We start from the raw sequence: 16,964 nt of genomic DNA on the forward strand, positions 1-16,964 counted from the left end.
CCGGGAGGGATCAGTTCGTGCCCTTGCCGCCGCATTTGCCGGTGGCAACGTTGAAGTTGCCGCAGGACAGAGGCGCGCGCCAATCCGAAATCAGGTCCTTGGAATCGGGCAGATAGTCGGACCATTCGTCGCCCATCACGAGGCCGGGCGTCTGCGACACGGTCTCGAACTGGCCGTCGGCCTGGATCTCGCCGATCAGCACCGGCTTGGTGATGTGATGGTTCGGCATCATGGTCGAATAGCCGCCGGTGAGGTTCGGCACGGACACGCCGACCATGGCGTCGATGACCTTGTCGGGATCGGTGGTGCCGGCCTTTTCGACCGCCTTCACCCACATGTTGAAGCCGATATAGTGAGCTTCCATCGGGTCGTTGGTGGTGCGCTTGTCATTCTTGATGAACTTGTGCCAGTCGGCGATGAACTTCTTGTTTTCGGGTGTGTCGACGCTCTCGAAATAGTTCCAGGCAGCGAGATGGCCGACCAGCGGCGCGGTATCGAGACCGGCCAGTTCTTCCTCACCGACCGAAAAGGCCATGACCGGGATGTCCTCGGCCTTGATGCCCTGGTTGCCGAGTTCCTTGTAGAACGGAACGTTGGCGTCGCCATTGACGGTCGAGACGACGGCGGTCTTCTTGCCGGCCGAGCCGAATTTCTTGATTGCGGAGACTTCGGTCTGCCAGTCGGAGAAGCCGAACGGCGTGTAGTTGACCATGATGTCTTCGGCGGCGACGCCCTTGGCCTTCAGATAGGCCTCGAGGATTTTGTTGGTGGTTCGGGGATAGACGTAGTCGGTGCCTTCCAGCACCCAGCGCTTCACCGAGCCACCGTCCTCGCTCATGAGATAATCGACGGCAGGAATCGCCTGCTGGTTCGGGGCGGCGCCGGTGTAGAACACGTTGCGCTCGCTTTCCTCGCCCTCATACTGGACGGGGTAGAACAGGATGTTGTCGAGTTCCGAGAACACCGGCAACACCGATTTGCGCGACACCGAGGTCCAGCAGCCGAACACGGCGGCGACCTTGTCCTTCGAGATCAGCTCGCGCGCCTTTTCGGCAAAGAGCGGCCAGTTGGAGGCCGGATCGACAACGACCGCCTCGAGCTTCTTGCCGAGCAGACCGCCCTTGGCATTCTGCTCTTCGATGAGCATCAGCATGGCGTCTTTCAGCGTCGTCTCCGAAATCGCCATGGTCCCCGACAGCGAATGCAGAATGCCGACCTTGATCGTGTCTTCGGCGGCCTGGGCCGGAGACGACATCGACAGGCCGGCGGCGACCACGCCGGCCGAAAACATTTTTGTTATTGTGGAGAAATTACCCCTCATACCGAAGACTCCCAAGCTGTTTGATTGCACCGCGATAATGCAATGCAACTGCCGTGCCAAACGCAAAGGCGCCGCTCACGAAGATGGAATAGCCGAGCGTTATCAGCCGGTTGGTATATTAGCCTCGAGAAAACAGTGGTAGCCGGCGAAAATTGATTGAGGCAAATTTGCGCAGCGCACATGGCTTTTGCCTAATTTTTGCCCAATTGAGACAAATGCCTAGTTTTTGATCTCCGGCCGTGTGTTCCGGGCTAACAATGTTGCGGTACCGCGCAAAAATAGGGCAAGCTCGCCCTTCAAAAGAGTGACGTCATGACATCTCGCACCTCATGCATTTCCGGCATCCTGCTGCTGATGGCAACGAGCGGCGCCGCGCGCGCCGATTTCAGCGAGGGCAAGCTTCCGGACGGCACCTATCATTGCGAGGTCTATTTGCTCGGCGCCTTCCTCAACCTCGGCGACATCACTATCAAGGGCAATGTCTATAGTGGTCCGGTGACATTCGGCACCGCGACGCAAGGCTACAACTATCAGATGAATGCCAATGGCGAGATCACCTGGCTCGGGCCGCTGGGCGGCTATACCACCGGTGGCAACTCCGTCTCCATGACACAGGCAACACTGGACGGCGAGACCGCCCCGTCATTCGACATCATTCTGAAGCAGCCCGACGGCGCCTTCACCGCCTCGACCTGCACCAAGGGCTGAGCGATGCGTAGTGCCGCGCCCAGTTGCGGCAAAACCTTCCTCTTATGTCATGTGAATGTTGCCTAGGCAGACTAGGGCAACGGTGCGCCGTAACATCCACCCTGAGAGGCAGACACCATGGCCAATGCACCGTCTTCATCCTCCCCCGTCATCCGCGAAATCATTGCCGAGCGCGTCTCGCGCCGGTCTCTTTTGAAAGGCAGCCTCGCCTCCGGCGCGCTGATTGCCGGCGGCAGCTTTGTCGGCTCCTTGTTTGCCGGCGAAACGCATGCCGCCACAGCGCAGTCGACGCTCGGCTTTCCCGAGCTGAAACGGGTCTACGGCAAGACCCATGCCGCCGCCGAAGGCTATGAGACGACCATCGTCGCGCGCTGGGGCGACCCGCTTGCAGCCGGCCTCGCCGAATTCGACGGCAACAAGGTCGCGGCGGAGGAACAGGAAAAGCGCTTCGGCTACAATTGCGACTACATCGCCTTCATGCCGCTGCCCAAGGGCACGGTGAATTCCGATCATGGCCTGCTCTGCGTCAACAACGAATACATCTCGCCCAATGTGATGTTTCCGGGGATGACCGAGGGCGATGCCGGCAAGACGATGACCAGGGAACAGGTCGATCTCGGCATGGCCGCGATGGGCCATTCGATCGTCGAGGTGCAATTGAAGGACGGCAAGTGGGCAAGCGTGGCGGACAGCCCGCTCAACCGCCGCATCACCGCCAACACCGAAATGACCGTTTCCGGACCGGTTGCCGGCCATGCGCTGATGAAAACTTCGGCCGACCCGACTGGCACGAAAGTGCTCGGCACCAGCTATAATTGCAGCGGCGGTTTCACCCCCTGGGGTACGGTGCTGACCTGCGAGGAAGGCGTGTCCGACATTTTCGGCGGCGACCCGAAAAAGGCGCCGACTGCCGACCTGCTCGACCGTTACGGCTTCGACGGCTCCGACATCTATGGCCGCGGCCGCTTCCATGACCGCTTCAACCTCGACAAGGAACCGAACGAGGCCAACCGCTTCGACTGGGTGGTCGAGATCGACCCTTACGATCCTCAGTCCAGGCCGGTGAAGCGCACGGCACTTGGCCGCATGTCGCATGAGGCCTCGACCGTGGTCCTCAACAAGGACGGCCGCGTTGTCGTCTATATGGGTGACGACGACTATTTCGAATATATGTACCGCTTCGTCTCGGCCAAGGCCTATGACAAGGCCAATCCGGCCTCCGGCGCCGATCTGCTCGACGATGGCGTGCTGTCGGTCGCCCGCTTCGATGCCGATGGCTCGATGACGTGGCTGCCGTTGGTGCACGGCCAGGGCAAGCTTACCGTCGAGAACGGTTTTGCCGACCAGGCCGAGGTGCTGTTGAAGACGCGGTTTGCGGCAGATGCGCTCGGCGCCACGCCGATGGACCGGCCCGAGGACATCGAGACCAATCCGGTGACCGGCCGCGTCTATGCGGTGATGACCAAGAACAAGAAGCGCGACCAGTCAAAGGTCAATCCGGCCAACACGCGGCCGGAAAATCTCTGGGGCCATATTGTCGAACTGATCCCGCCCGGCCGCCGCGGCGCGGACGCCGACCACACGGCCGAAAACTATGCCTGGGACCTGTTCGTGCTCTGCGGCAATCCCAGGGATGCCAAGGTCGGCGCCACCTTCCATCCGGATACGTCGGACAATGGCTGGTTCGTCTGCCCCGACAACATCACCTTCGATCCGGCCGGGCGGCTGTGGGTGGCGACGGACGGCGCCAATGATTTCGACCTGCCGGACGGCGTCTATGGCGTCGACACCGAAGGTGCGGCGCGCGGCCTGCCGAAGCTGCTGTTCACCTGCCCGCACGGCGCCGAAGCGACCGGCCCGTGCTTCACGCCGGACGGCTCGACTTTGTTCCTGTCGGTGCAGCACCCTGCGGAAGATGCAGAGACGCTCGACAAGGCGCAGACGCTGTGGCCCGACTTCAGGGATGGCCAATTGCCGCGGCCGTCCGTCGTCGCCATCCGCCGCAAGGACGGACAGCCGGTCGGCGCATAGTGTCCTAGGGAAAAGGGCGGAACGCGCCATGCGCGTTCCGCGTAGCGATCCGGGAGGACGGCTCAGATCGTCTTGGCCGACATTTGCGAAGCGATGTATTCGGCCTGGCGGATAGCCAGCGACACGATCGTCAGCGTCGGATTTTCAGCCGCACCGGTGGTGAACTGGCTGCCGTCCGACACGAACAGGTTTTTGATGTCGTGCGCCTGGCCGTGCTTGTTGACGACGCCGTCTTCCGCCTTTTCACTCATCCGGTTGGTGCCGAGATTGTGGGTTGAGGGATAGGGCGGCGTCGGGAAGGAGCGCGTCGCGCCGACCGCATCGTAAAGCGCTGTGGCCTGCTTGTAGGCATGATTGCGCATCGCCGTGTCGTTGGGATGATCATCGAAATGCACGTCGGCGATCGGCATGCCGTGCGCCTCCTTCTCGTCCTTGTGCAGCGTGACGCGGTTTTCCGCGCGCGGCATGTCCTCGCCGACGATCCACAGGCCAGCCATGTGATCATAGTGGTCGAGCGCGGTGGTGAAGGAACGGCCCCAGCCGCCGGGATTGAGGAAGGCGGCCATGAAGGGCAGGCCGAGCGACAGCGTCTCGAATTCATAGCCGCCGACAAAGCCGCGTGAGGGATCGTACCGCGCCTCGTCGCGGATAATGCCGGCCATGGTGGTGCCGCGATACATATGCACCGGTTGGTCGAAAATGGCGTAGACCGAACCGGTGGTGTGGCGCATGTAGTTCTTGCCGACCTGCCCCGACGAATTGGCAAGCCCTTGCGGAAACTTCGCTGACTCGGAGTTCAGCAGCAGGCGCGGGCTTTCGATCGAGTTGCCGGCGACGGCGACGATGCGGGCCTTCTGCTCCTGCAGATTGCCGTCCTTGTCGGCATAGACGACGCCGGTCACTTTTCCGCTAGCGTCATGGTTGATCTTGATCGCCATGGCGTTCGGCCGGACCTCGAGATGGCCGGTCGCCTCACCCTTGGGAATCTCGGTGTAGAGCGTCGACCATTTGGCGCCCCATTTGCAGCCCTGGAAGCAGAAGCCGGTCTGTTGGCAGGAGTTCCGGTCATCACGCTCGACCGAATTGATTGCCATGTTGCCGGTATGACATTCCTTATAGCCGAGCTTGTCGGCGCCGGCCTTGAGCACCTTGAAATTGTTGTTGCCGGGCAGCCGCGGCCAGCCATTGGTGCCGGTGACGCCCATCTTGGCTTCCGCCTTGGCGTAGTAAGGCTCCATCTCGGCCAATGTGACCGGCCAGTCCAGCAGGTTGGCGCCTTCCAGCTTGCCGTAGGTCGAGAGCGTCTTGAACTCATGCTCCTGGAAGCGCAGCGAGGCGCCGGCCCAGTGCGTGGTCGAGCCGCCGACCGATTTGACTATCCAGGCCGGCAAATTCGGAAAATCCTTCGACACCCGCCAGTCGCCGGACGTCGTGCGCTTGTCCGTCCAGGCGAGTTGGCTGAAGGAACCCCACTCGTCATTGATGAAATCCTCGTATTCGTGACGCGCGCCGGCCTCGAGGATGACGACATCGACGCCTTTCTGGGCGAGTTCGTTGCCGAGCGTGCCGCCGCCGGCGCCGGAGCCGATGATCACGACCACGCCGTCGTTGTTGAGATCAAATGAAGCTGCCATGGTTTCCTCCCATGAATTCCTGTTTGCGGGGTTTCAGAACGACGGAAGGGCTCAGAGCCACTCTATGTCGTCGAAACCGCGCGCGATGTAGCCGCCCTTGGAGTAGGATTCGCCCTCGTAGCCGAAGATCGGCCACACCTCCTGCTGGTTGTAGAGGCTGACGACGAGGCCGCCGCGGATGGACTGGAAGAACGGCGTCGCCTCGATCTGCTGTAGCACGGCAACGCGCTGCTCCTCCCAGCCGAGGCCGCGATAGCCGCCCTCGCCCGACTTCTTGTCGAGGTCGGCGATGCCGTCTTCGATCATCGTCTTGTAGGCAGCGTCCTTGCCGGCCTGCTCATCATGCCCTTTTACGGCGATGGCGTAGTATTTGTCGGGCACCTGATCGTGCGGATAGATGTCGCGCGCCATCTGGATCAGCGTTGCCATGGTTTCGGGCTTGAGCGCCGATGTCTCGAGCCCCCAGGCATTTTCAGGGCTGATGACGGCGCTGCCGGAAATGACGAGCAACGCGCCGATGCCGCCGCGTTTGAGAAGTTCACGACGTGAGAGCCTCGCGTCATAGATCGTGACCATTTTGTTCCTCCCTGCTTGCTGTTTGCGCCCTTGAACAGCGCCGTTGCTGGCGCCGCGCGGCTGAATGCGGCCGATAATCCCCTACTGGAAGCGCCCTCCACGCTGCAGAACCTCGATCTTGTAGCCGTCGGGGTCCTCGATGAAGAAAAAGCGGGCGATCAGCGATCCGTCGCGGTTGAATTCGACGATCTTCTTGGGGTTGAGGCCGAGCGCGCCGATCCGGTCGTGTTCGCTGTCGAGATCGGACACCGAGACCGCCAGGTGGCCATAACCGTCGCCTAGCCCATAAGGCTCGGTGCGGCCCTTGTTCACGGTGAGTTCGAGCTCGAACCCCGTTTCGGCGTTGGCAAGGTAAATCAGCGTGAATGTCTCGAAATCCAGCCTGTCGGCGACATCGAGCCCGAAAGCGTTTCTGTAGAAATCGACGGATCTGGCCTCTTGGAGAACCCGGATCATGGAATGGATTGCCTTCGCCAAATCAGTCTCCGCCGCTGCATGTTGGAGGCGATTATGGGCGGCACGCGCGAAAGGTGGTGGCAGCCGGTTACCACGGCTAAATTTGCAATCGCTGCTATGCCTGCGCCTAAAGACGAAAGTCCGATTGCCGATTCGGCCCACAAGGCCGAACATGCAGGGACAACCACAACTTGAAGGCGCGACACGCTGCGCCCAAAACCAACAATATCGGGAGGTAAGGATGTGCAGGGTTTTTGCCGGGCAGGATCCGGAAGGCTATCGACAGATCAACCGGTCGATCCGCATCGACGGTCACTCTACGAGTATCCAGCTTGAAGGAACATTCTGGGCGCTGCTTGACGAAATTGCCGACAGCCAAGGCCTGACGACGCCGAAGTTCATCTCAAAACTCTATGACGAGGCGATCGAGATCAACGGCGCCATTCCCAACTTCGCGTCGATGCTGCGTACCACCTGCGCGCTCTATCTGCGCGGTCACCGGCCAGACATGGATGAGCTGACGCCGAAGCGCGAAGCGGCCTGAGGAAGCTAGCCTTCCGCCGCAACGTCGAGCCCGAGCCGCGCCATATCGGTGAACAGCGCCTGACGTTCGGAATAGGCAGTCTGTTCGCCGGTCACGATGTTGTCGACGACGGTCAGCAGCGACAGCGCGCGGGCGCCGAAATGCGCCGCGATTCGGTAGAGTGCGCTGGTTTCCATATCGACAGCGAGAGCGCCAAGCGCCTGCGCTTCGGCAAAGCGGTCGCGCCCTTCAGGGTGGTAGAAGACATCGCTGCAGATGGTCAGCCCGGCCTGGTGGTCGATGCCGAGCTGGGCGGCGCAGGCCAAAGCGTGGGCGAACAGGCCGGGATCGGGCCCGGCGGCAGCATCGTAGAGGCCGAAGACCTGGCCGCTTTGGTCGCTTTCGGCGCGCACCGACTGCGAGATCACCAAGGAGCGCAGCGGCACGCGGGGTGTCAGGCCGCCGCAGGTACCTGTGCGGATCAGCGTTTTGACGCCGTGAACATCCAGGAGTTCATGCACATAGACCAGGAAAGACGGGACACCGATGCCGGTGGCCTGGATGCTGATGGGACGGCCGCGATAGAGACCAGTGAAGCCGAGTGCGCCCCGGCGGCGGTTGACGCAGCGCGGTGCCTCAAGAAATGTCTTTGCCATCCACTCGGCGCGTTGCGGATCGCCCGGTAACAGCACCGTTGCGGCATAGTCGCCCCTGGCAGCCTCGTTGTGCGGCGTCACGACATGCTCCCCAATACCCGCCGCCCGTTTCGCCTGCAATCATGGCAGCGTCACGTCATTGCGCAAGCTTTGAATTAGGGCGCCCTAAGACTCCAACACATCCTTGACCACGGTGGCCAGCTGCTTGAGGGAGAACGGCTTCGGCAGGAAGCCGAATTGCGCGTCCGGCGGCAGGTTTCTGGCGAAAGCGTCTTCCGCATAGCCGGACACGAAGACGAACTTGATGTCGGGCTGGCGCTTGCGCAGTTCGCCGAGCAGCGTCGGTCCGTCCATTTCCGGCATCACCACGTCGGACACGACGATATCGACTTTGCCGCCGAGCGCCTCGAAGACTTCCAGCGCCTCGACGCCCGAGGAGGCCTCATGGACGGTATAGCCGCGCGAGGTCAGCGCCCGCGAGCCGCCCATGCGCACGGCGTCTTCGTCCTCGACGAGGAGCACAGTGGCCGAGCCCGACAGGTCCTTGGCGCTGTCGGCGGCTTTCACCGGCGCAGCCGGCGCCTCGCTGACGTCGCCGGGCTTCTTCGCCTCCACGATATGGCGCGGCAGGAAGATGCGGAAGGTCGAACCCTTGCCGACTTCGGAATCGCAGAAGATGAAACCGCCGGTCTGCTTGATGATGCCATAGACCATCGACAGGCCAAGGCCGGTGCCTTTGCCGACTTCCTTGGTGGTGAAGAACGGCTCAAAAATCTTCTTCAGCACGTCCGGCGCAATGCCCGAGCCGCTATCCTCGACCTCGACCACGACATAGTCGGCAGGCGTGAGCTCGCGGTAGGAGAAGCTCTTGCATTGTTCGGCGGTGACGTTGCGGGTGCGCACGGTGAGGTCGCCGCCGGCCGGCATGGCGTCGCGCGCGTTGACGGCCAGGTTGACCACCACCTGCTCGAACTGGCCGATATCGACCTTGACCGGCCACAAATCGCGGCCGTGGTCGACCTTCAGCTTGATCTCGTTGCCAACCAGGCGGGCAAGCAGCATCCGGAGATCGGCAAGCACGTCGGTCAGGTTCAGCACTTCCGGCCGCAATGTCTGCTTGCGCGAGAAGGCGAGCAACTGCCGCACCAGCGAGGCCGCCCGGTTGGCATTCTGCTTGATGTTCATGATGTCGGGGAAGGACGGGTCCGACGGCCGGTGATTGGTCAGCAAAAGATCCGACGCCATGATGATGGCGGTCAGCACATTGTTGAAGTCGTGGGCGATGCCGCCGGCGAGCTGTCCGACCGCCTGCATCTTCTGGCTCTGCGCCATCTGGCCCTCGAGCGCCTTCTGCTCGGTGGTCTCGACGGCATAGACGATGGCCGATTCCTCGGCGCCCTCGCCGGTGCCGTCGGCGACGGCGTTGACGTAGAAGCGGATGTGACGCTCCTCATTGCCTGGCAGCAGCGTGTCGATCGGCTCGATGTCGGCCTGCCTCAGCCGCGCCTTTTCGAACGCGGCGGCAAAGGCCGGCCGGTCGCGCTCATGGATCACGGTGTCCAGCCGCACGCGGCGGTCAACCGCGTCGCCGTCGACGACGGAGGAAAACAGCGACAGGAACGGCGCGTTGGTGCGCAGGATGCGGCCGCCATTGTCGACGGCAGCAATGGCCATCGGCGTCGAATTGAAGAAACGGGTGAAGCGCACTTCCGAAGCCCGAAGGTCGGCCGATGCGTCCTCGCCCTGGGTGCGGTTGAGCACAATGGTGCGGGTCGGACCGTTGGTCCCCTCGCGGCTGGCCGAGACCCGATGCATGAAGCGCACCGGCACCGCCTCGCCGGTTGTCGTCGTCAGATCGAGATCGATGACGGCGTTGCGGGTGGTGCCGGGATCGGCCTTGACCGAGCGCACCAGCGCCATGCCGTCGCCGGCGACGATTTCCGGGAGTGTCACGGCGCCAGGGGTGAAGCTCGCCAGATCGATGCCCAGCCATTCGGCGAGCGTGGCGTTGATGTAGGTGACACGGCCTTCCTGGTCGGCCGAGAAGAAACCGGCCGGCGCATGGTCGAGATGGTCGATAGCCTTTTGCAGGTCGAGGAAGAAACGCTCCTGCTCGGCCCGTTCCTGCGAGATGTCGGCGAGTTGCCAGGCAAGCATCGGCAGGCGCTGACCGGGAACGCTGAAGGTACGGGCTCGCGCCCGGTACCAGCGCGCGCCGGGTTCGGCGCCCGGCCGGATCGACTGTGCCAGCCGGAACTCACCGTCGCCGGCCTGGCCATCGCGCAAGCCCGAGGCCAGCCGGTATATGGTCACCGAAGCTTCGGGGACATCGGAAAGCAGGCCTTCGACCGTCTTCAGATCGGCGGCCGACGCAGCCCCGGTCATCTCGGCATAGGCCCGGTTGGCGTAGACCACGCGGCCCTTCGTGTCGGTGACGATCAGGCCCTGCGACATGGAATCGACGAAGGCCTTCGACAGTTCATCCCCGGTCGAACGCGGCGCGATCTGCACGAAGCCGATGGCCGTGGCGAACAGGAAGCCGACGCCGATCATGGCAAGCACGCCCAGCATGCCGAGCAGGAACGGATCGCCAAGACGCTCGCGGAAAATGCCGAAAACGATCGCGGCCCCGGTCAGGACGATGATGAACACGATGAGCCGGGTAACCGCGCCTGGCCGCGTGTTCTGATCGACGATCGGTACCGGATAGAAATCGCCGCGCGTTTCCCTGGCCATATGCCCCCTGCTCGTGAGTTGTCCGACACCGCCCCCGGCCGGTTGAATCACATTCTCCTAATCCGGAAAAGGCCCTGGCGGCAAATGTCGGATAAAAATGACGCGTCGGTGTTTTCAAGCTGTTCACGAAGCGTGAAGGCAACTTGCGGTGGCTGGCCGCAACGGTCTAGTGTCCCTCCACTTCAAAAGCCGATTGGGGGCACCGATGCAGTGGCTGGATAATGTGGCGGGTCCCGGATATGCCGCAGCGCTGCTGTGGACGTTTGCTGCCCTTGTCCTGCTGGTCATCGTGCTCATCATCATCAGGCTGGTCCGCAACCTGACCTTCGGCACCTTCGTTGCCGGCGGCAGGAACCGCAAGACACGGCTGGCGGTCATGGACGCGACGGCGGTCGACAGCCACCGCCGGCTGGTGCTCATCCGTCGCGACGACATCGAACACCTGCTTTTGATCGGCGGCCCGACCGACGTTGTCGTCGAGCGCGATATCAGACTTGCAGCGCCACGCCGTCCGGCATTGACCGGCGATGGCGGTGTTGGCCAGCAGCAACAGGCGCCGCGGCCGCGCGCAGCACAACCCGCTCCCACCGCGCCCGCAAGGCAGGCGCCACCGCCGCAACCGGTAAGGGCTGCTCCAGCCGCCGTTCCGCCGCGCCAGGCCGCGCCGGCGCCGAAACCGGCTCAAATCTACCAGGCGAGCAATGTGACACCGCTGCCGGCCTATGGCTCCGCCGCCAATACTGCCCGGCAGGCCCCGCCACCGAAGCATGAGTCCATCGACGATACCCTGATGCGGGAGCTCGAGGTCTCGCTCGACGATTCGCACCCCAAACCGGCAAGCAAGCCGGCTGCGAAGGCACCGCAGTCTCTCGACGACGAGATGACCAAGCTGCTCGGCGAACTCGCCAGCCAGAAACGGTAAAGCCCGGCGAACCGTCACATCTTGCCGATTGCCGATCGAACGCCGCTTAAGCGTGTCGTCCGTTTCAGCGCGACGCGCTTTAACTTGGGGGCGGACTAAACCCTTCGGCCAAAAACAGAAATGGCCGGGAAACCCGGCCATTTCTGATGAAACAGTCCTGCCTGACGGCAGCGGCTCAATCGTCGCGATAGACCTTCTCGCGGCGTTCGTGGCGCTCCTGCGCTTCGATCGACAAGGTCGCGATCGGACGCGCATCCAGCCGCTTCAGCGCGATCGGCTCGCCGGTTTCCTCGCAATAGCCGTATGTGCCTTCATCGATGCGCTGCAGCGCCGAATCGATCTTTGAAATGAGCTTGCGCTGGCGGTCGCGGGCCCGAAGCTCGATGGCGCGGTCGGTTTCCGAGGAAGCGCGATCGGCGAGATCGGGATGGTTGGCGTTTTCCTGCTGCAGGATTTCGAGGGTTTCGCGCGCTTCGCGCAGTATGTCGGTCTTCCAGGTGACGAGCTTCAGGCGAAAGTAGGATTTCTGCCGTTCGTTCATGAACGGCTCGTCTTCGGAGGGTACGTAATTGGCTGTAACGATATCGTTCATTCGACTCACCCAACAACCCCAAATTTGGCGCCTATATATTCGCGCAGAGAAGGCTGCACAAGCGTAATCCGCGCGCGTTTCACGCAATTGTTAATGCCGCGCGGGCGATCCTCAGCAAAGCCTTCCATAGCAAGGGCGCGGGCGAATTCGCACATGATTCGCTGCGCTTGGGCGTCGCCGCCCATTGTGCCTCAGGCCTTTCTCGTGGCTAATCCAGTTGTGTCATTGGTGGGCAGCACACCATTGGGGGTCCGGTGAGCAGACTGTATCTGTTGAGGCATGCGAAGGCTGGCTGGGCCCTTCCCGGCGTGCGCGACTTCGATCGCCCGCTCGACGCATCCGGCATTGCCGATGCCGAAATGATGGGGACTGCGATGCGTGCCCGCAACTACATCCCCGATATCACGCTCTGCTCCAACGCCAAGCGGGCGCGCCAGACGCTGGAAGGCATCGCCGGCCACACCGATACCGGCCGGGTGCTGTTCTTCGACACGCTCTACAGCGAGGATGCCGCCGGCTACCTCGCCATCATCCGCAGCAATGGCGGGCCGGGCTCGCTGCTCGTCATAGGCCACAATCCGATGACGGAAGACCTTGCCATGGCGGTCTCGGGCGACGGCGACGAGGCTGCTCGGGCCATCATGAACCATGGTTTCCCGACCTCCGGCCTTGCGGTCGTGCGCTTCAGCGGCAACCTTGCGGAAGCCTCGCAAGGCGCCGGCTACCTCGAAGCCTTCCTGACCCCCGTCGATCTCTGAGCCGAGCCGGCCGAGGCCGGGCGCCATTTCAAACTTGAACCGCAAAGCCTATATCGGGCGCAAGAGCACGCCTGAGAGAACAGATTTTGGCATCATCGCTGACCACTTTCACCGACAAAGCGAGAATTGCCCTGGATACGCTGTCGGGGCGTGCGAGCGGGCTTTTTTCGCCGTCGCTTCGGCTGGGCGTCACCGGCCTGTCCCGGGCCGGCAAGACGGTGTTCATCTCGGCTCTCGTCCACAATCTCATCCATGGCGGGCGCCTGCCGCTGTTCGAGGCGCAGAAGTCGGGACGGATCGCGCGCGCCTTCCTTGAGGAACAGCCGGATGATGCGGTGCCGCGTTTTCAGTACGAGGACCATATCTCGGCGCTGGTCAACGACCGCGTCTGGCCGGACTCGACGCGCGCCATTTCGGAACTCAGGCTCACCATCGAATATGAGTCTGCCTCCGGCTGGAACCGGATGTTTTCCAGCGGCCGATTGTCGGTCGACATCGTCGACTACCCCGGCGAATGGCTGCTCGACCTGCCGCTGCTCGGCAAATCCTTCGCCGATTTTTCGCGCGAGGCGTTCGAGATGGCGATGCTGCCGGTGCGGGCCGACCTGTCGCAGGACTGGCGGACGCTGTCGGCGACCATCGACCCCAATGCCGATGCCGATGAGATGACGGCGCGACGCCTCGCCGAGAGCTTTGCCGCCTACCTCAAGGCCTGCAAGCTCGACGAGCGGGCGCTTTCGACCTTGCCGCCCGGCCGTTTCCTGATGCCTGGCGACCTCGAGGGATCGCCGGCGCTGACCTTCGCGCCCTTGCTGCTCAAGGGTGAGAAACGGCCGCGCTCCGGCTCGCTGCAAGCGATGATGGAGCGCCGCTACGAAGCCTACAAGACGCATGTGGTGAAACCGTTCTTCCGCGAGCATATCACCCGCCTTGACCGCCAGATCGTGGTGATCGACGCTATGCAGGCGTTGAACGCCGGCCCCGGCGCGATGGCCGACCTGGAACGCGCGGTGACCGAAATCCTCTCCTGTTTCCGTCCTGGCCGAGGCAATTTCCTCACCGACCTGTTTTCACGCCGCATCGACCGCATCCTGGTTGCCGCGACCAAGGCCGACCATCTGCATCACGAAAGCCATGACCGGCTGCAGGCAATCGTGCGGCGGCTTGCCGACCGCGCCGTGGCGCGGGCAAATTTCACCGGCGCCGATGTCGACGTGGTCGCCATGGCGGCGGTGCGCGCGACGCGCGAAGGCACGGTCAAGCAAGGCCGCGAAACCCTGCCGGTGATCATCGGCACGCCGCTGAAGGGCGAGAAGATCAACGGCGAAACCTTTGATGGTAAAGCCGAAACCGCCATATTTCCCGGGGACTTGCCGGAGAAAATCGATGCGGTTTTCGACGTTTCCGAAGCCGACCACCGGCAGAGCAGCGACGATCCGGCGATCCGTTTCGTGCGCTTTCGCCCGCCAAAGCTCGAACGCACCGCTGAAGGCGTCACGCTGTCGCTGCCGCATATCAGGCTCGACCGCGTCTTGCAGTTCCTGATCGGAGACCATCTGGCATGACCGCGCCCCGCAGACCGGCAGCATTCCGCATCGAGCCGGAGGCCGAACCGAAGCAGGAAACGCGCCGCCCCCATGCCGAGCCGTCGGCACGCAAGCCGCGCGCCGTCGTCGTGCCGGCCGAGATCGATGTCTTCGACGAACCCGACATTGTCGCCGCCGAACCGCCGCCGGCGACCGCGCCGCGCAGGCGCTCGCTGTTTGCCAGCCTGTTTTTCGGCGCGGTCGGCGTGCTGGTTTCGCTCGCCGTCGGCCTGTGGACCGACCAGCTCATCCGCGACCTGTTCGAGCGCGCAGAGTGGCTGGGGTGGCTGGCAGCGGGAATGGCCGCAATTGCCGTGTTGGCCCTCGCAGTCGTGCTGGTGCGCGAATTCCTGGCTATCGCCCGGCTGGCCGAGGTCGAAAAACTGCAAAAGCGGGCGCTCGATGCCATGGCGCGCGACGATCCGAAGGCTGCAAGGGCCGTCGTCGAAGAGCTTTCGGCCTTTGTCGCTGCGAAACCCGAAACCGCGGCCGGCAGGCGCTCCCTGGCCGAATTGCGCGGCGAGATCATCGATGGCGGCAATCTGGTGCGACTGGCCGAGACCGAGATTCTCGGGCCGCTCGATGCGAGAGCCAAGGTGATGATCCTCGAAGCAGCCAAACGCGTGTCGCTGGTCACCGCCGTCAGCCCCCGCGCACTCGTAGACGTTGCCTATGTCGTGTTCGAGGCCGGGCGCCTGATCCGCCGCTTGTCCGAACTCTACGGCGGCAGGCCGGGCACGCTGGGCTTTTTCCGGCTGGCGCGCAGCGTTCTTGCCCATCTGGCGGTGACCGGCTCGATCGCCGTCGGCGACAGCTTTGTCCAGCAGATCGTCGGCCATGGCCTTGCCGCACGGCTTTCGGCGAAACTCGGCGAAGGCGTGGTCAACGGCATGATGACGGCGCGTATCGGCATTGCTGCCATGGAGACGGCGCGGCCCCTGCCCTTCATTGCCGGCAGGCGGCCGGGTATGGGCGATTTCCTGTCGGCGCTGACCTCGTTTGCGGCCAGAAAAGAGAATGAAGCACCCGCCTCGACCAAGTGAACGCCCCCTCGCGGTCACCAAGCATTAACCAATCTTGTTCATGGTCGTCCAACAACAGCCTCCTTGTTGCCGGGTGTCGTCTATGAAAAGCGTAATCTTGTCCTGCGTCCTGCCCCTGGTCGCGCTTGCAGCACCTCTGGGCCCGACCGGGAAAGCCTTTGCAGCCGAGCCCGACAAACAGTTCTTCCGCACCGTCGAAGGCAAATGGGTCGGCCCGGGCGAAATCATCGCCGGCAAATACAAGGGCACGAAGTTCACCTGCAGCTTCGACGGCTCGACGCCGGACAACAAGACCGGCATGACGCTCGATGGCGACTGCCGCGTCGGTGTCTTCACCCAGAAAATGTCGGCGACCGTCGAGCGCAAGGGCCGCGACTACAAGGGCAATTTCATGGGCGGCGCCGCGGGGTCGGGCCTGGACATCATCGGCGGCAACGTGGTCGATGCCCGCAAAGTCGTCTTCACCATCAACCGCAACCAGCTGCGCGGCGTCATGCAGGCCCGCATTCCCGACGACAATTCGATGACGGTGACCATCGCCGTGCGCGTCGACCAGCAGCTGGTGCCGGTCATCGGCATGAGCCTCAAGCGCGTCGATGCCGTCGAAGTTGGCTCCATCGCCAAAAACTGACTCTCAAGCGGTTCCCCCAAAAAGCGCGGAACGGGGTTGCACTGCGCGATAGCTGAGCTGTTCCGCTCAGCTCGATGTCGGGAAATGACAGGCCACCTTGCGGCCGGGTTGGCGCTCCTCAAGCACGGGCCGCTCGGTGCGGCACCTTTCTGCCGCGATCGGACATGTGGCGCGCAACCGACGATGTCAGCGTCTCCGACGGCCCAAGCCACAGCAAGGCCAACGTGTCAGGGTCCTGTGCGTGCCGGCCGTCCTTCGTGTCAGCGCGATCCGCTTTAAGAACGCCAGCAAAAAAGGCGGCGGCTACTCGAGCCACCGCCTTTCTCAATTTCCGAACGAAGAATCAGCCCTTGATGGCGGCCGTCAGCTCGTCATAGGCCTTGCAGGCGTCGGCCGGCGTGGTGGCGCCCTGATATTTGGTCGTCACAGCCTGCACCTTGGCGGTCAGGTCGGCGGCCTTGGACGGATCCTTGGTGATCGCCTCCTGCAGCGCGGCGGTCATCTCCTGCGCCTTCTTGGCGGCAATCTCCTGCGTGCATTCAGGCGCCTTCGAACAGGCCGATGCGGCAAGCATGGCGACACCCACGCCGACGAGCAAAAACTTCTTCATGTCAGTCATTCTCCTCACGAAGGCAGAACTTGATCGTCGCTGCCTTCCAACGGCCGAAGCCTGGCGTCCCATAGCCGCCGATTGCGGCAAAACGCAACGTGTGCGGCGCATAAACCTGTGCAGCGCTGCTGCAACGGCGCGGACGGCCTGATTGAGGCCGCCCGTGTCAGACGAAGCAAGG

17 protein-coding genes are annotated in these 16,964 nt (G+C 63.0%); 8 read left to right on the plus strand and 9 right to left on the minus strand.

Translation table 11 applies throughout. The features are described 5' to 3' along the window. Window positions 1-10: 10 nt before the first annotated feature. Entirely contained in the window at window positions 11-1,321 is a 1,311-nt protein-coding gene (gene urtA, locus X750_RS137320; protein WP_023688643.1) for an urea ABC transporter substrate-binding protein, read from the minus strand. A 312-nt stretch (window positions 1,322-1,633) separates the two neighbouring features. Here urtA and X750_RS137315 point away from each other — a divergent pair, with 312 nt between their 5' ends. Both X750_RS137315 and X750_RS137310 read left to right on the plus strand, forming a co-directional pair. After that, the gene (locus tag X750_RS137315; RefSeq protein WP_023688644.1) at window positions 1,634-2,029 is read left to right on the plus strand and encodes a hypothetical protein; all 396 of its coding nucleotides are present in this window, start codon (window positions 1,634-1,636) and stop codon (window positions 2,027-2,029) included. 117 nt (window positions 2,030-2,146) lie between these two features. After that, window positions 2,147-4,060 carry a PhoX family phosphatase gene (locus tag X750_RS137310; RefSeq protein WP_023688645.1) on the plus strand — a complete coding sequence of 638 codons (1,914 nt, stop codon included), beginning with the start codon at window positions 2,147-2,149 and terminating at the stop codon, window positions 4,058-4,060. Window positions 4,061-4,122: 62 nt separating this feature from the next. Here the strand turns inward: X750_RS137310 and X750_RS137305 are convergent, their stop codons facing one another. The 3 genes from X750_RS137305 to X750_RS137295 form a co-directional block, all read right to left on the minus strand. Beyond that, window positions 4,123-5,694 carry a GMC family oxidoreductase gene (locus tag X750_RS137305; protein ID WP_023693375.1) on the minus strand — a complete coding sequence of 524 codons (1,572 nt, stop codon included), beginning with the start codon at window positions 5,692-5,694 and terminating at the stop codon, window positions 4,123-4,125. A 51-nt stretch (window positions 5,695-5,745) separates the two neighbouring features. Then, window positions 5,746-6,270: a twin-arginine translocation pathway signal gene (locus X750_RS137300; protein WP_023670927.1), complete on the minus strand. Its 525-nt coding sequence runs from the start codon at window positions 6,268-6,270 to the stop codon at window positions 5,746-5,748. Between the two features lie 81 nt (window positions 6,271-6,351). Beyond that, window positions 6,352-6,747 carry a VOC family protein gene (locus X750_RS137295; protein ID WP_023684616.1) on the minus strand — a complete coding sequence of 132 codons (396 nt, stop codon included), beginning with the start codon at window positions 6,745-6,747 and terminating at the stop codon, window positions 6,352-6,354. Window positions 6,748-6,967: 220 nt separating this feature from the next. Here X750_RS137295 and X750_RS137290 point away from each other — a divergent pair, with 220 nt between their 5' ends. Beyond that, window positions 6,968-7,270, plus strand: a complete 303-nt coding sequence (locus X750_RS137290; protein ID WP_023670924.1) for a ribbon-helix-helix domain-containing protein — start codon at window positions 6,968-6,970, stop codon at window positions 7,268-7,270. 5 nt (window positions 7,271-7,275) lie between these two features. Here the strand turns inward: X750_RS137290 and X750_RS137285 are convergent, their stop codons facing one another. Together X750_RS137285 and X750_RS137280 are read right to left on the minus strand one after the other, a co-directional pair. Next, on the minus strand, window positions 7,276-7,986 hold the full coding sequence (locus X750_RS137285; protein WP_023736554.1) for a DeoD-type purine-nucleoside phosphorylase: 711 nt from the start codon (window positions 7,984-7,986) through the stop codon (window positions 7,276-7,278). An 84-nt stretch (window positions 7,987-8,070) separates the two neighbouring features. Beyond that, entirely contained in the window at window positions 8,071-10,641 is a 2,571-nt protein-coding gene (locus X750_RS137280; RefSeq protein WP_023688649.1) for a PAS domain-containing sensor histidine kinase, read from the minus strand. Between the two features lie 205 nt (window positions 10,642-10,846). Between X750_RS137280 and X750_RS137275 the strand changes: the two genes are divergently transcribed. Further along, window positions 10,847-11,563 carry a flagellar biosynthetic protein FliO gene (locus X750_RS137275; RefSeq protein ID WP_023693371.1) on the plus strand — a complete coding sequence of 239 codons (717 nt, stop codon included), beginning with the start codon at window positions 10,847-10,849 and terminating at the stop codon, window positions 11,561-11,563. 175 nt (window positions 11,564-11,738) lie between these two features. Here X750_RS137275 and dksA read toward each other — a convergent pair whose 3' ends face one another. Both dksA and X750_RS1000000166115 read right to left on the minus strand, forming a co-directional pair. Then, window positions 11,739-12,155: an RNA polymerase-binding protein DksA gene (dksA, locus tag X750_RS137270; RefSeq protein WP_023673491.1), complete on the minus strand. Its 417-nt coding sequence runs from the start codon at window positions 12,153-12,155 to the stop codon at window positions 11,739-11,741. A gap of 5 nt (window positions 12,156-12,160) precedes the next feature. Then, window positions 12,161-12,340 (minus strand): hypothetical protein, encoded by a 180-nt coding sequence (locus X750_RS1000000166115; protein WP_023696495.1) that lies wholly within the window; start codon window positions 12,338-12,340, stop codon window positions 12,161-12,163. 69 nt (window positions 12,341-12,409) lie between these two features. On the opposite strand from X750_RS1000000166115, the gene X750_RS137265 reads away from it, so the two are divergent. From X750_RS137265 to X750_RS137250, 4 genes are all read left to right on the plus strand, one after another. Further along, complete coding sequence (locus X750_RS137265; protein WP_023688651.1) at window positions 12,410-12,913, plus strand: histidine phosphatase family protein; 504 nt, start codon at window positions 12,410-12,412, stop codon at window positions 12,911-12,913. 86 nt (window positions 12,914-12,999) lie between these two features. Then, on the plus strand, window positions 13,000-14,478 hold the full coding sequence (locus tag X750_RS137260) for a YcjX family protein (protein ID WP_023748740.1): 1,479 nt from the start codon (window positions 13,000-13,002) through the stop codon (window positions 14,476-14,478). Then, window positions 14,475-15,542, plus strand: a complete 1,068-nt coding sequence (locus X750_RS137255; protein WP_023688653.1) for a TIGR01620 family protein — start codon at window positions 14,475-14,477, stop codon at window positions 15,540-15,542. Before X750_RS137260 ends, X750_RS137255 begins: the two co-directional genes overlap by 4 nt. An 82-nt stretch (window positions 15,543-15,624) precedes the next feature. Continuing rightward, window positions 15,625-16,173 (plus strand): hypothetical protein, encoded by a 549-nt coding sequence (locus tag X750_RS137250; RefSeq protein ID WP_023673495.1) that lies wholly within the window; start codon window positions 15,625-15,627, stop codon window positions 16,171-16,173. Between the two features lie 343 nt (window positions 16,174-16,516). Here X750_RS137250 and X750_RS137245 read toward each other — a convergent pair whose 3' ends face one another. Continuing rightward, window positions 16,517-16,783: a hypothetical protein gene (locus X750_RS137245; protein ID WP_023688654.1), complete on the minus strand. Its 267-nt coding sequence runs from the start codon at window positions 16,781-16,783 to the stop codon at window positions 16,517-16,519. Between the last annotated feature and the right edge of the window lie 181 nt (window positions 16,784-16,964).

It is taken from the genome of Mesorhizobium sp. LNJC391B00 (assembly GCF_000502535.1).
Taxonomy (GTDB): domain Bacteria; phylum Pseudomonadota; class Alphaproteobacteria; order Rhizobiales; family Rhizobiaceae; genus Mesorhizobium.

What these genes read in the sequence shown, in the direction of transcription:
- X750_RS137305 (WP_023693375.1), bottom strand. Translation starts at nt 5,694, where the DNA reads ATGGCAGCTTCATTTGATCTCAACAACGACGGCGTGGTCGTGATCATC.
- X750_RS137280 (WP_023688649.1), bottom strand. Translation starts at nt 10,641, where the DNA reads ATGGCCAGGGAAACGCGCGGCGATTTCTATCCGGTACCGATCGTCGAT.
- X750_RS137290 (WP_023670924.1), top strand. Translation starts at nt 6,968, where the DNA reads ATGTGCAGGGTTTTTGCCGGGCAGGATCCGGAAGGCTATCGACAGATC.
- X750_RS137310 (WP_023688645.1), top strand. Translation starts at nt 2,147, where the DNA reads ATGGCCAATGCACCGTCTTCATCCTCCCCCGTCATCCGCGAAATCATT.
- X750_RS137255 (WP_023688653.1), top strand. Translation starts at nt 14,475, where the DNA reads ATGACCGCGCCCCGCAGACCGGCAGCATTCCGCATCGAGCCGGAGGCC.
- X750_RS137315 (WP_023688644.1), top strand. Translation starts at nt 1,634, where the DNA reads ATGACATCTCGCACCTCATGCATTTCCGGCATCCTGCTGCTGATGGCA.
- dksA (WP_023673491.1), bottom strand. Translation starts at nt 12,155, where the DNA reads ATGAACGATATCGTTACAGCCAATTACGTACCCTCCGAAGACGAGCCG.
- urtA (WP_023688643.1), bottom strand. Translation starts at nt 1,321, where the DNA reads ATGAGGGGTAATTTCTCCACAATAACAAAAATGTTTTCGGCCGGCGTG.
- X750_RS137250 (WP_023673495.1), top strand. Translation starts at nt 15,625, where the DNA reads ATGAAAAGCGTAATCTTGTCCTGCGTCCTGCCCCTGGTCGCGCTTGCA.
- X750_RS137275 (WP_023693371.1), top strand. Translation starts at nt 10,847, where the DNA reads ATGCAGTGGCTGGATAATGTGGCGGGTCCCGGATATGCCGCAGCGCTG.
- X750_RS137300 (WP_023670927.1), bottom strand. Translation starts at nt 6,270, where the DNA reads ATGGTCACGATCTATGACGCGAGGCTCTCACGTCGTGAACTTCTCAAA.
- X750_RS137245 (WP_023688654.1), bottom strand. Translation starts at nt 16,783, where the DNA reads ATGAAGAAGTTTTTGCTCGTCGGCGTGGGTGTCGCCATGCTTGCCGCA.
- X750_RS1000000166115 (WP_023696495.1), bottom strand. Translation starts at nt 12,340, where the DNA reads ATGGGCGGCGACGCCCAAGCGCAGCGAATCATGTGCGAATTCGCCCGC.